The organism is Streptomyces sp. NPDC014889 (assembly GCF_043081205.1).
Lineage (GTDB): Bacteria > Actinomycetota > Actinomycetes > Streptomycetales > Streptomycetaceae > Streptomyces.
On sequence record NZ_JBIBWH010000015.1, the window covers coordinates 169,795 to 181,856 of the forward strand.

Genomic DNA, 12,062 nt, shown 5'->3' on the forward strand with positions numbered 1-12,062 from the left:
CTAGATGTGCGGGACATCGTCGGGGATGTCGTAGAAGGTGGGGTGCCGGTAGACCTTGTCGGCGCTGGGCGCGAAGAAGGGGTCCTTCTCGTCGCGGGTGGAGGCGGCTATGTGCTCGGAGCGCACCACCCAGATGCTCACGCCCTCGTTGCGCCGGGTGTACAGGTCGCGGGCGTGGCTGAGCGCCATGGCGTCGTCGGCCGCGTGCAGCGAGCCGACGTGCACGTGGTTCAGGCCGCGCTTGCCGCGGACGAACACCTCGTACAGCGGCCAGCCGCCCTTCGTACCGTCGGTGTTGCTCATGCCGCCGTTCCTTCCTCGTTGTTCCGGGCGTCCCGGGTGGCGCCGGTCCTGGCGGCCTGCTTGGCCGCGTGCGCGGACGCCGCCTCGCGCACCCAGGCACCGTCCTCGTGCGCGGCCCGGCGCCGCGCCACGCGCTGCTCGTTGCAGGGGCCGTCGCCGCTGATCACGCGCTTGAGTTCGGACCAGTCGGGGGTGCCGAAGTCGTACCGGCCGCGCTCCTCGTTCCAGCGCAGCTCGGGGTCGGGCAGGGTGACGCCCAGCTTCTCGGCCTGCGGGACCGTCATGTCGACGAATCGCTGGCGCAGCTCGTCGTTGCTGTGCCGCTTGATCTTCCAGGCCATCGAGGCGGCGGAGTTGGGGGAGTCGCCGTCGGGCGGCCCGAACATCATCAGGGACGGCCACCACCAGCGGTTCACCGCGTCCTGCACCATCTCGCGCTGGGCGTCGGTGCCGCGCATCATCGTCATCAGCAGCTCGTAGCCCTGCCGCTGGTGGAACGACTCCTCCTTGCAGATCCGCACCATGGAGCGGGCGTAGGGGCCGTACGAGCTGCGGCACAGCGGCACCTGGTTGCAGATCGCCGCGCCGTCGACGAACCAGCCGATCACGCCGACGTCCGCGAAGGTCGGCGTCGGGTAGTTGAAGATCGACGAGTACTTCTGCCGGCCCTCGATGAGGCGGTCGGTGAGGTCCGCGCGGTCGGCGCCCAGGGTCTCGGCCGCCGAGTACAGGTACAGGCCGTGCCCGGCCTCGTCCTGGACCTTCGCGAAGAGGATGGCCTTGCGGCGCAGCGAGGGGGCGCGGGTGATCCATTCGCCCTCGGGCTGCATTCCGATGATCTCCGAGTGGGCGTGCTGCGCGATCTGGCGGATCAGCGTCCTGCGGTAGCCCTCGGGCATCCAGTCCCGGGGCTCGATCCGCTGGTCCCTCGCGATCGTCGCGTCGAACTGCTCCTGGAGCCGCTGCTCCGCGCTGTCGCCGCTCGACACTGCGCCGTGTGACGTGGTCATCGATACCAGCTTCCCTACCGACCATTCGTTCGGGTAATAGTCTGTCGAATTTTCCCGGCCCCGGCAACCCCTGCATCCGGGATCGCCCGGGCCCGCACGCGGCCGCCGCGCGGGGCGAGGGTCGCCGCCGCGTCCGGCGGGCGGCCCCCGGCTCGGCGGCCCTTGCTCAGCGCCCCTCGAAGGAAGGCTTCTCCTTGGCGAGGAAGGACCGCACGGCCTCGCGGTGGTCGCGGGTGGCGCCGAGGCGCACCTGGGCCGCAGCCTCGCCCTCAAGCACCGCGCTCAGTCCCGCCCCGGTCGCCGCATGCCGCAGCAGAGCCTTGACTTCGCCGTACGCGGCCGTGGGCCCCGCGGCCAGCCGGCGGGCCAGCGCCAGTCCCTCGGCCGCCGCCTGCCCGTCGGGCACGACCCGCTGCACCAGCCCCAGCGCCCGCGCGTCCTCGCTGTCCAGGCGGTCGCCGAGCAGCATGAGGGCGGCGGCACGCGACGGGCCGACCGCCTGGGTCAGCGTCAGGCTCAGACCGCTGTCGGCGGCCAGTCCGATCCCGGTGAACGCGGTCGCGAAGCGCGCGCCTTCCGAGGCCAGCCGGACATCGGCGCACAGCGCGAGACCCAGTCCGGCGCCGACGCACGCGCCCTCGACCGCCGCGACCACCGGCACGGGCAGCGCGTGCAGCGCTTCCACCAGCGGGTTGTACTCCGCCCGCACCACCGCGAACGCCGACTCCGGTCCGCTTTCGAGCGCCTCGGCGTGCTCCTTGAGGTCCTGCCCGACGCAGAAGTTCCGGCCCTGGGCGGTCAGCAGCACCGCGCGCACCTGCTCGCCGTCACCGCCGCCGGCCACCCGGCGCACGGCGGCCAGCAGCCCGGACCGCAGGGCCGCGTCGAGCGCGTTGCCCGCGGCGGGCCTGCGCAGTTCGATGACCGCGACGCCGTCCTCGACGCTGTATCCGACGCTCTGCCCCGCCCCGTCTGGCGAAACCGCCTCCGGCGGGGTCACTGCCATGGGTAGAACCCCTGTCCCGACTTGCGGCCCAGTTCGCCCCGGGCGACCTTGTCGCGCAGGAGCTGCGGCGGGGCGAACCGCTCCCCGAGCGTGGCGTGCAGGTACTCGGCGATGGCCAGCCGGACGTCGAGACCGACCAGGTCGGTGAGGCGCAGCGGACCCATGGGGTGCTTGTAGCCGAGGCTCATCGCGTCGTCGATCGCCTCCGGCTCCGCCACGCCTTCCTCGACCATACGGATTGCCTCCAGGCCGAGTGCCAGGCCGAGACGGCTGCTGGCGAAACCGGGGGAGTCCTTGACGACGACGTCCTTCTTGCCCAGCGCCTGGGTCCAGCCGAGGGCGGCCCGCACGACCTCGGGCGAGGTCTCCGGTGCCACGACGATCTCGATCAGTCCGGAGGCGGGCACGGGGTTGAAGAAGTGCATGCCCAGGAAGCGGCCCGGCGCCTTCAGCGCCGAAGCCAGCTCGGTGACCGACAGGGAACTGGTGTTGGTGGCCAGCACGGTCGTGTCGTCCACCGCCGCCTCGGCCGCGGCGAGCAGCCCGGCCTTCAGCGCCGCGTTCTCGGGCACGGCCTCGACGACCAGTTCGGTGCCCGCAGCGAGACCGTCCACGGACTCCGCGGTGGTGATCCGGGCGAGCACCTGCTCGGCGGGCTCGTCCAGCCGGCCGCGCTCGGCGGCCCGCCGCAGCCCGGTGGCGACCCGCTCCACGGCGGCGGCCGCGGCCTGCGCACCGCTCTCGACGACGGTCACCGACGAGCCGGCGGCCGCGAACGACTGCGCGATACCGGCCCCCATCCGGCCACCGCCGATCACCCCGACGACGGCGGGCACGGTCGGACTGCTCATGCCTTGCTCCTGTTCTTCTTCTCCAGGAAACGCGTCATGCGGTCCTGCTTGTCCTGTCCCTCGAAGAGCACGGCCTGCGCCAGGTCGTCGGCGACCGGATGCGCGCCCGGAGCGTCGACGACGAGCTTCGTCAGACGCAGGGCGGTGGCCGAGGACCGCGCCATGCGGTCCAGCAGCGCGTGCGCCTCGTCCAGCAGCTTCTCCGCGGGTACGACGTCGATGACCAGGCCCGCGGCCAGCGCGGCCCGGGCGTCCAGGTTCCGCCCGGCGAGCAGCACCTGCTTGGCGACCGACTCGCCGACCAGCTCCGGCAGCCGCCAGCACGCCCCGGCCGCCGCCAGGATGCCGAGCCCCGGCTCCGGGTTGCCGAAGACGGCGTCGGGACCGGCGATACGGATGTCGCAGGCGTAGGACAGCTCCGCCCCGCCGCCCAGCGCCCAGCCGTCGACGGCGGCCACGGTCGGCATGGGCAGCCTGCGCACCCGCTCGAACAGGCGGCTGTTGATCCCCTGGAGCGCCTCGTCGCGGCCCCGCCGCAGCAGCTCCGCGATGTCCGCGCCGCCCGCGAACACGTTGCCGTGCCCGGTGAGCAGCAGCAGCTTCGGGTCGTCCTCCAGCAGGTCGCACACCGCGTGCAGTTCACGGATCATGAGCCCGCTGATCGCGTTGCGCGCCTCGGGGCGGTGCAGCGTCACCACGACCCGGTCCTCGCGCTCCTCGACGAGCAGCGTCTCGTACGCGTCCCGGCTCACACGCGCTCCACGAGCATCGCCACGCCCTGGCCCACGCCCACGCACAGCGTCGCCAGTCCCCGGCGGGCGTCCTCGCGCTCCAGGCGGCCGAGCAGCGTGAGCAGGATGCGGGCGCCCGAGCAGCCCAGCGGATGGCCCAGCGCGATGGCGCCGCCGTCGGCGTTGACCCGGTCCTCGTCGAGCTTGAGCCGGCGTACGACGGCCAGCGCCTGCGCGGCGAACGCCTCGTTGAGCTCGACGGCGTCCAGGTCGGCGGTCTGCCAGCCGGCCCGGGCCAGCGCCTTCTGCGTGGCGGGCACCGGTCCGAGGCCCATGAGATGGGGCTGCACCCCGGCCGAGGCGGAGGTGACCACACGGGCGCGCGGGGTGAGCCCGTACCGGTCCACGGCCGCCGCGCTCGCCACGACCAGGGCCGCGGCCCCGTCGGACAGCGGGGAGGACGAGCCCGCGGTGACGATGCCGTCCTTGCGGAAGATGGTGCGCAGGGAGCCCAGCTTCTCCGGCGTCGTCGACGGGCGCGGGCCCTCGTCGCGCTCCACCAGGCCGTCCTTCACCGGGACGGGGACGATCTCGCGGTCGAAGTGCCCGGCCTCCTGTGCGGCGACGGCCCGGCGGTGGCTGCGCAGCGCGAAGGCGTCGGAGTCGGCGCGGGTGATGCCGTCGAGGGCGGCGACCTCCTCGGCCGTCTCACCCATCGACAGGGTCGTCCGCACCGTCTCCGGGCCCGCCCCGGCGGGCACCGCGCGGTCGGCGGCGGCGAAGCGGGGGTTGGTGAAGCGCCAGCCCAGGGACGTGTCGTGCACCTCGCCCGGCTTCGCCCACGGGGTGCCCGGCTTGGCCATCACCCAGGGGGCGCGGGTCATCGACTCCACACCGCCCGCCACGACCAGGTCGGCCTCGCCGGACCGGATCGTCTGGGCCGCCGAGGCGACCGCGGTCAGCCCCGAGGCGCACAGCCGGTTGACGGTGTAGCCGGGCACGGTGTGCGGGAGCCCGGCGAGCAGAACGGCCATGCGCGCCACGTCGCGGTTGTCCTCACCCGCCTGGTTGGCGGCGCCCAGGATCACCTCGTCCACGGCCTCGGCCGGGATCGCGGCACGGCGCACGGCCTCGCCGACGACCAGCGCCGCCAGGTCGTCGGGGCGTACGGAGGCCAGGGCGCCGCCGTAGCGGCCCTGCGGGGTGCGGGCCCCGTCGATCAGGTAGACCTCGTCAGGCATGGGTGCTCTCCTCGATGGCGACGGGGCGGCGCGACTGGAGCGTCGCGAAGCGGCCGGTGACGAACGCGGGGTCGGACAGGGTGGCGCTGGCCGCGGGGTTGGCGGCGCTGCCGTGGAAGTCGCTGAAGGCCGCGGACTGGTTGACGAAGACGCCGCCGGTGAGGTTCTCCGACAGGTGCACCCCCGCGTCCAGGGCCGCCGACTCGGCGGCGGCCAGGACCTCTTCGCTCGTGGAGTGCACGGCGGCGGTCAGCGCGCCGTGGGCGCGCACCGTCTCGCGGAGGATCCGCAGGCTGTGCTCGGTGGAGTCGGTGGCGACGACGAAGGAGACCGGCCCGAACCACTCACGGGTGTACGTCTCCTCGTCCGCCTCCGCGTCCAGGCGCGCCACCAGCGGCGTACGGACGGTGGCCTGCGGGAACTCGGGGTGCTCCACCGGCTGCGAGGCGTGCACCGTGGTGCCCAGCGCCGACGCCTTCTCCAGCCGGTCGAGCACGCCGTCGTTGACGACGGCGCCGAGCGTGCCGGCCGCCCGGGCCGGGTCGCCGAGCAGCTTGTCCAGCGCGGCGCCGAGGTCCGCGGCGAACTCGTCGGCGGTCCTGACGCCCTGGTCGGTGGCCATGCCCGCGCGGGAAATCAGCAGGTTCTGCGGGGTGGTGCACATCTGCCCGCTGTACAGGGAGAGCGAGAAGGCGAGATTGCCCAGCAGCCCGCGGTAGTCGTCGGTGGAGTCCAGGACGACCGTGTTCAGGCCGGCCTTCTCGGTGTACACGGCGGCCTGGCGGGCGTTGGTCTCGAGCCAGTCGCCGAACTCAGTGGAGCCGGTGAAGTCGATGATGCGCACGTCCGGGTGGAGCGCGAGGACGCCCGCGGTCCGCTCGCCGGGCTCCTCGGCGGCCAGGACCACCAGATTGGGGTCGAAGCCGGCCTCGGACAGGACCTCGCGGGCGGTGCGCACGGTGAGCGCCAGCGGCAGTACGGCGCCCGGGTGCGGCTTGATCACCACCGGGTTGCCGGTGACCAGGCTGGCGAACAGGCCGGGGTAACTGTTCCAGGTGGGGAAGGTGTTGCAGGCGATCAGCAGCGAGACACCGCGTCCGACCGGCGTGAACTTCTTGTCCATCACCAGGTCCCCGCCCTTGCGCTGGGGCTTGGTCCAGCGCGCGGCGCGCGGGTGCCGCTTCTGCTCCGCCCAGGCGTAGGCGACGGCCTCGAGGCCGCGGTCCTGCGCGTGCGGGCCACCCGCCTGGAACGCCATGACGAAGGCCTGTCCGGTGGTGTGCTGCACGGCGTGCGCGTTCTCGAAGCTCGCCGCGTTGAGCCGGGCCAGGATCTCGGCGGCGACACCGGCGCGCGCGTCGGGACCCGCGTCGCGCCAGGGGCCCGTGGCGGCCCTGGCGGCGGCCACCGCCTCATCGGGCGAGACACGGGGGTAGCCGATGCCGAGGCCGAAGCCGTAGGGGGAGGTCTCGGCGGCCTGCACGGTCCCCTCTCCGGGGTGCCCGGGCAGGGCGAACGGCTTGCCCAACTGGTCGCGGAAAGCGGCCTCACCGAGCCTCGGGGCCTCCTCGCCGTACACCGACTTGCTGGGCGACTCCGGGTACGGAGTCCAGTGGTCCCGGCTCTCGGTGGCCGCGACCGCCGCCTCCAGCAGCTGTCGGTGGCGGGCGAAGAAGTCGACGGGCTCGGGAGTGGTGTGGGGCATGCGGGCCACCTCTTGACAGGCAGTGGTGATGCTTGATTACTTGGCTTTGCCGACGCTAACCGAATGTTCGGTCGGTACACAAGGTGGTGGAAAACGTGACGCAGGCCACTGACGTCGACCCCGGTCCGGTGGAGACGATGTTCGCCGCGGACCTGGCTTCCCGGAATCTCGGCATCGAGCTGACGCACCACGGCGAAGGGACCGCCGAGGTGCGGATGACCGTGACGCCGGCGATGGTCAACGGACACCGGATCGCCCACGGCGGCTATCTCTTCCTGCTCGCCGACACGGCGTTCGCCTGCGCCTGCAACAGCCACGGGCCCGTGACGGTCGCCGCGGCGGCCGACATCGTCTTCATCGCTCCGGCTTACGAGGGCGACGTCCTGGTGGCGACCGCTTGCGAGCGCACCCGGTACGGCCGCAGCGGGATCTACGACGTGAGCGTACGGCGCATCGACGGCGGTCCGGGCGAAGCGCGGTCCGCCGAGGGCGGTGACGGGCGGCGGGAGGGCGAGGTGATCGCCGAGTTCCGGGGGCGCAGCCGCAGCCTGCGGAGCGAGAAGACGAGCGAGAAGACGAAGGAGTCGCAATGAGCAGCGAAGTCACGGCCCCGGTGGACCAGGGGCCCCGGCTGGGGCAGCCCCTCCCGGACGAGCTGCTGGACAGCGGCGAGCGCCTGACCCGCGAGCAGCTCCGCGACGTGCAGCTCAGCCGGCTTCGTGCGACCCTCCGCCACGCCTACGACAACGTCGAGCTGTACCGCAGGAAGTTCGACGAGGCCGGACTGACGCCGGACGACTGCCGCTCCCTCGAGGACCTGGCCCGCTTCCCCTTCACCACCAAGGCCGACCTGCGCGAAACGTACCCCTTCGGGATGTTCGCCGTCCCCATGTCCGAGGTCCGGCGCATCCACGCCTCCAGCGGCACCACCGGCCGCCCCACCGTGGTCGGTTACACCGAGAAGGACCTGTCCATCTGGGCCGACCTCATCGCCCGCTCCATCCGCGCGGCGGGTGGCCGGCGCGGTCACAAGGTCCACATCTCCTACGGATACGGCCTGTTCACCGGCGGCCTCGGCGCGCACTACGGAGCCGAGCGCGCCGGATGCACCGTGATCCCCGCCTCCGGCGGCATGACCGCGCGCCAGGTGCAGATCATCCGGGACTTCGAACCCGAGATCATCATGGTGACGCCCTCCTACATGCTGACCCTGCTCGACGAGTTCGAGCGGCAGGGCGTGGACCCGCGCACCAGCTCCCTGAAGGTCGGCATCTTCGGCGCCGAGCCCTGGACGGAGGCGATGCGGCGCGAGATCGAGGAGCGCATGGACATCCACGCCGTCGACATCTACGGCCTGTCGGAGGTCATGGGTCCGGGCGTGGCGCAGGAGTGCGTGGACACCAAGGACGGACTGCACATCTGGGAGGACCACTTCTGTCCCGAGGTCGTCGACCCGATCACCGGTGAGGTGCTGCCCGACGGCGAGAGCGGCGAACTCGTGTTCACCTCGCTGACGAAGGAAGCCCTGCCGATCATCCGCTACCGCACGCGTGACCTCACCCGCCTGCTGCCCGGCACCGCACGGCCCGCCTTCCGCCGTATGGAGAAGATCACCGGCCGCAGCGACGACATGATCATCCTGCGGGGTGTGAACGTCTTCCCGAGCCAGATCGAGGAGGTCGTGCTGCGGGTGCCCGGCGTCGCCCCGCACTTCCAGATCCAGTTGACCCAGCGCGGCCGCATGGACCACATGACGGTCCACATCGAGGCCCGCCCCGGCGCCGGGCCCGAGCAGCGCGAGACGGCCGCCAGGATCATCAGCAAGGGTGTGAAGGACTCGGTCGGCATCAGCGTCGAGGTGCTGGTGGTCGAGCCGGAGAGCCTGGAGCGCTCGGTGGGCAAGATCCGCCGGGTCCGGGACCTGCGCAAGGGATGAGCGAGGGAGGAGCACCGGCCCCGGCCGCTGCGGGCCGGTGCTCACCGGTCGTCGTGTGACGGTCAGGGCGCCAGGTTCTGCCCGAGACGGGCGCCGGCCGGCGTGCCCAGGGCGCTGCTGCGCAGGGCGACCGTCCGGGCGAGGCCGAAACCGGTGGCGTTGACGGGCGTGTACAGCAGGAGGCCGTCGCCGGCGTCCTCGCCCTCCGCGCCGAAGACGAGCCCCGCACGTCCGTGACCGGTCATGTCCGTCAGGGCGACGGAGGAACCGAACCGGTCGCCCGTCTCCGCCGCGTCCAGGATCCCGGGCGTCTCCTGGTTGAGGGTGAAGGACCCGGTCGCCGTCAGGCCGTTCGCGGTGCCCCGGAGCAGGGTGGCCTGCCCGGCCCCGGGGTGGTGGACGCCGTCGCGGGTGAGGCCTTCCCCGGGGGCGCCGACGAGGACGTCCGCGTAGCCGTCGGCGTCGTGGTCCCCGACGGCGACCGCGGCGCCGAAGCCGTCGCCGGCCAGGTTGCCGCCCGCCACGCCCACACCGTCCTGGTGCACGACCTTCATGCCGGTGGTGGTGAGCCCGGTCGCCGCACCGCGGACCATGGTGACCTGACCGCCCGCCGCGCCGCCGGATTCCCGGGCGTAGGGCTGGCCGATGACGAGGTCGTCGTAGCCGTCGCCGTCGATGTCGCCCGCGGCGACCTGGCGGCCGCCTCGCACCGGGAGGACTCCCCGCCAGGTCAGTCCGTGCGCGGACCCGGCGAACCACACCACGCGCCCGGTGCCTCCCGGGTCGGTGTAATTCAGGGCGACGTCCGCGTAGCCGTCACCGTTGAAGTCGCCGGCCGTGGCGTACGGATGGGAGACCGGACCGGTGGCGGTGGTCAGGTGACCGGAGGCGGTGGCGCCCCCGCTCAGCCATACGTTCCAGGTGCCGCCGTGGCCCGTACCGGCCGCGAAGACGTCCGCCCGGCCGTCGCCGTCGAAGTCGCCGACAGCGATCGCCGAACCGAGCCGTGCCCCGGCCGGTGCGACGCCGTGGGCGGTGTACGAGACCCCGGAGTCCAGGCCGGGCCCGTACAGTACGGTGACCGCGCCCTGCTCGGCGTGGCCGCGGCCGTCGTCCTTGCCGGGAACGCCGATCGCCAGGTCGGCGCAGCCGTCGCCGTTGACGTCGCCCCACGCGGTCGCCGCGCCGAAGTTGTCGCCGGGCGCGGAGGAGCCGGGGACCCCGGGGCTGTCCTGGGTGATCGTCACCTTCGAGGCGGCGGCCGGTCCGTCGAGGCCGCCCGGGATCACCGTCACGGCACCGGCTCCGCCCGACGCCCTGGGCGTGCCGGCCGCCAGGTCGCCGGTGCCGTCGCGGTTGAAGTCGGAGGTGGGCGGCGCGTGCGAGATCCCCGGTGTCCCGGCCGACTCGGCGATCCGGGCGGCTTCCCCGCCGTCGCTCAGCATGACCCTGCCGGCCGGGTCGATGCCGTACATACCGAACTTCCACGCCACGATCCGCGCGACGGCCTCACGCGCGGCCGGGCTCATCTTCGCGAACGCGAAGTCACCGATGAAGGAGATGCCGACCGTGCCGGCGTTGGAACCACGCTCGTGCGCGCCGACCACCGGCAGGTCCATGCCGCCACCGCGGCCCTCGAAGACCTGACCGCAGCGGTCGACGACGAAGTTGTCACCGATGTCGTCGTAGCCGCGTACGAGATACGCCTGCTGCAGGGTGCGAAGCCGCGCGCGGGACTCGGCACAGGAGAGCTCATTGTCGCTCGCGGCCCCGGTGTCGTGGACGAACGCGGCCCCGACCTCCGCCCCGTACCTCGGCGTACCGCCGTCTCCGGCCCACGCTCCCCACTGCCCCCGAGCGACGACCGCCGGCCGCGCCACCGTCGACGGACGCACGGCGGGGACGACACGCGACACACCACCCGCCCCGACTCCGGCACCCGCCCCGACCCCGCCGCCCGGTACGGTCCCGGCGGCGGGCGCGGACACGTCCTCGTGCCCGGGCGCGCTCCCGGTCCCGGGCGTGCCTTCGGACTTGGGCGTCCCCTCGGTTCCGGGCACGCCGGGTGCGGCCCCGGCGCCCGGCACGGTCCCGTCGCCTGGCCCGGACCCGCCGCCCGGCACGGGGCCGGTGGCCGTGCCCGGCCCGGTGGCTGAGGTGCTCGCGGAACCGGAGACGCCCGCGGATCCGTGCACACCCTTGGATCCAGGCACGTGCCCGGCCGCGGGCACGTCCTCGGTCGGGGACACACCCTCGGTTCCCATGCCGGGATCGAGCAGCTTCACGTCCAGCCCCGCCGGCAGGCCCGTCGCGGGGGTGCCGGCGCGGCTGACGACGCGTACCTCCACCCCGTCCGCCGCGCCGGTCCACACGGAGGCGGTGCCGCCCCGGAGGCCGGGCCGCCGGGCCTCCGCCCCGTCGGCGGAAAACGGGCCGGCCGGCAGCCTCTGCCAGTCCGACCACTCTCCGGTCGCCGCCGAGCGCGAGCGGAGTTCGGCCGTGCCGCCCAGTGCGGCGTGCGGGTCGTCCCAGGTCAGCAGGGCGGCGCTGAAGCGGTCCGTGTCCCACTGCGGCAGCCCCGTTCCCCCCTCGCCCTGATCCGTCAGCCGCAGCGTCTGCACGGACGGCGGCATCCGTCCGTGCCCCCGCGGCTGCGCGGGCACGGACGCCACCGCGTACGTGACGACCCCGGCCCCGGTCAGCACGACGGCCCCACCCGTCAGCCACACTCGCCGGCTCAGGCTCCGCAACGCGTACGCCCGCCCCGTTCGGCGACCCACCATCCCACCCCATGAAAGTCCGACGCTCGGCACCCGTGTCACAGGTGCTACTGGCCAAGCGCACGGACCTCACCAGACGTCACACCGGCGGGCGCCGCCGGGGCTCAGCCCTTGTGCTTGCCGAGCTTCTCCACCGCGTCCTGCGCCTTGTCGACGACGGTGTCGATCGTGCCGCTGTGCTTGCCGCCGGTCTTGCCGTCCACGAAGTCGCCGACCTTCTCCAGACCGTCGGAGATCTTGTCGCCGTGGGCCTCGGCGATGCCCTCCACCTTGCCCTTCAGGCTCTTCAGCTGGTCGAACATGCGTGTGCCGCTCCTCTACGGGGCTGTAGTAGTCCGGGCCCTCATGATCTCACGACGCGGGCCCGGCACCTCGTCGCGAGGAGCCGGGCCCATGACCCGAACGTGCCGGGGGGAGCGGTGCCGGGGGGAGCGGTTACTTGCACCGGACCACCTGCGGGTCGTGGTCGCTCATCCCGTACGCGCGGATGCGCGACCGT

Annotated in this window: 11 protein-coding genes; 2 read left to right on the top strand and 9 right to left on the bottom strand. The window is 73.3% G+C overall.

Annotated features, from left to right (window positions below; all coding sequences use genetic code 11):
• The 7 genes from paaB to paaN all read right to left on the bottom strand — a co-directional run bounded on the left by paaB (nt 1) and on the right by paaN (nt 6,847).
• Nucleotides 1–303 carry a 1,2-phenylacetyl-CoA epoxidase subunit PaaB gene (paaB, locus tag ACF09J_RS28355; protein WP_392308294.1) on the bottom strand — a complete coding sequence of 101 codons (303 nt, stop codon included), beginning with the start codon at nt 301–303 and terminating at the stop codon, nt 1–3.
• Nucleotides 300–1,313 carry a 1,2-phenylacetyl-CoA epoxidase subunit PaaA gene (paaA, locus tag ACF09J_RS28360; RefSeq protein WP_392308295.1) on the bottom strand — a complete coding sequence of 338 codons (1,014 nt, stop codon included), beginning with the start codon at nt 1,311–1,313 and terminating at the stop codon, nt 300–302. The genes paaB and paaA overlap by 4 nt, the downstream gene beginning before the upstream one ends.
• 166 nt (nt 1,314–1,479) lie before the next feature.
• Nucleotides 1,480–2,319, bottom strand: a complete 840-nt coding sequence (locus ACF09J_RS28365) for an enoyl-CoA hydratase/isomerase family protein (protein WP_392308296.1) — start codon at nt 2,317–2,319, stop codon at nt 1,480–1,482.
• The gene (locus ACF09J_RS28370; RefSeq protein ID WP_392308297.1) at nt 2,310–3,170 is read right to left on the bottom strand and encodes a 3-hydroxyacyl-CoA dehydrogenase family protein; all 861 of its coding nucleotides are present in this window, start codon (nt 3,168–3,170) and stop codon (nt 2,310–2,312) included. The genes ACF09J_RS28365 and ACF09J_RS28370 overlap by 10 nt, the downstream gene beginning before the upstream one ends.
• A complete protein-coding gene (locus ACF09J_RS28375) occupies nt 3,167–3,922 on the bottom strand; it encodes an enoyl-CoA hydratase/isomerase family protein (protein ID WP_392308298.1) in 756 nt (251 codons plus the stop codon). Before ACF09J_RS28375 ends, ACF09J_RS28370 begins: the two co-directional genes overlap by 4 nt.
• Entirely contained in the window at nt 3,919–5,142 is a 1,224-nt protein-coding gene (locus ACF09J_RS28380) for a thiolase family protein (RefSeq protein WP_392308299.1), read from the bottom strand. The genes ACF09J_RS28375 and ACF09J_RS28380 overlap by 4 nt, the downstream gene beginning before the upstream one ends.
• Nucleotides 5,135–6,847, bottom strand: coding sequence for a phenylacetic acid degradation protein PaaN (paaN, locus tag ACF09J_RS28385; RefSeq protein ID WP_392308300.1), 1,713 nt, complete (start codon nt 6,845–6,847; stop codon nt 5,135–5,137). Before paaN ends, ACF09J_RS28380 begins: the two co-directional genes overlap by 8 nt.
• Before the next feature lie 95 nt (nt 6,848–6,942).
• Here paaN and paaI point away from each other — a divergent pair, with 95 nt between their 5' ends.
• A complete protein-coding gene (paaI, locus tag ACF09J_RS28390) occupies nt 6,943–7,440 on the top strand; it encodes a hydroxyphenylacetyl-CoA thioesterase PaaI (RefSeq protein ID WP_392308301.1) in 498 nt (165 codons plus the stop codon).
• A complete protein-coding gene (paaK, locus tag ACF09J_RS28395) occupies nt 7,437–8,783 on the top strand; it encodes a phenylacetate--CoA ligase PaaK (RefSeq protein ID WP_392308302.1) in 1,347 nt (448 codons plus the stop codon). Before paaI ends, paaK begins: the two co-directional genes overlap by 4 nt.
• A gap of 62 nt (nt 8,784–8,845) precedes the next feature.
• Here paaK and ACF09J_RS28400 read toward each other — a convergent pair whose 3' ends face one another.
• Together ACF09J_RS28400 and ACF09J_RS28405 are read right to left on the bottom strand one after the other, a co-directional pair.
• Entirely contained in the window at nt 8,846–11,488 is a 2,643-nt protein-coding gene (locus ACF09J_RS28400) for an FG-GAP-like repeat-containing protein (protein WP_392308303.1), read from the bottom strand.
• 179 nt (nt 11,489–11,667) lie between these two features.
• A complete protein-coding gene (locus ACF09J_RS28405; protein WP_392308304.1) occupies nt 11,668–11,865 on the bottom strand; it encodes an antitoxin in 198 nt (65 codons plus the stop codon).
• Nucleotides 11,866–12,062 lie beyond the last annotated feature (197 nt).

What these genes read in the sequence shown, in the direction of transcription:
- paaB (WP_392308294.1), bottom strand. Translation starts at nt 303, where the DNA reads ATGAGCAACACCGACGGTACGAAGGGCGGCTGGCCGCTGTACGAGGTG.
- paaA (WP_392308295.1), bottom strand. Translation starts at nt 1,313, where the DNA reads ATGACCACGTCACACGGCGCAGTGTCGAGCGGCGACAGCGCGGAGCAG.
- ACF09J_RS28365 (WP_392308296.1), bottom strand. Translation starts at nt 2,319, where the DNA reads ATGGCAGTGACCCCGCCGGAGGCGGTTTCGCCAGACGGGGCGGGGCAG.
- ACF09J_RS28370 (WP_392308297.1), bottom strand. Translation starts at nt 3,170, where the DNA reads ATGAGCAGTCCGACCGTGCCCGCCGTCGTCGGGGTGATCGGCGGTGGC.
- ACF09J_RS28380 (WP_392308299.1), bottom strand. Translation starts at nt 5,142, where the DNA reads ATGCCTGACGAGGTCTACCTGATCGACGGGGCCCGCACCCCGCAGGGC.
- paaN (WP_392308300.1), bottom strand. Translation starts at nt 6,847, where the DNA reads ATGCCCCACACCACTCCCGAGCCCGTCGACTTCTTCGCCCGCCACCGA.
- paaK (WP_392308302.1), top strand. Translation starts at nt 7,437, where the DNA reads ATGAGCAGCGAAGTCACGGCCCCGGTGGACCAGGGGCCCCGGCTGGGG.
- ACF09J_RS28405 (WP_392308304.1), bottom strand. Translation starts at nt 11,865, where the DNA reads ATGTTCGACCAGCTGAAGAGCCTGAAGGGCAAGGTGGAGGGCATCGCC.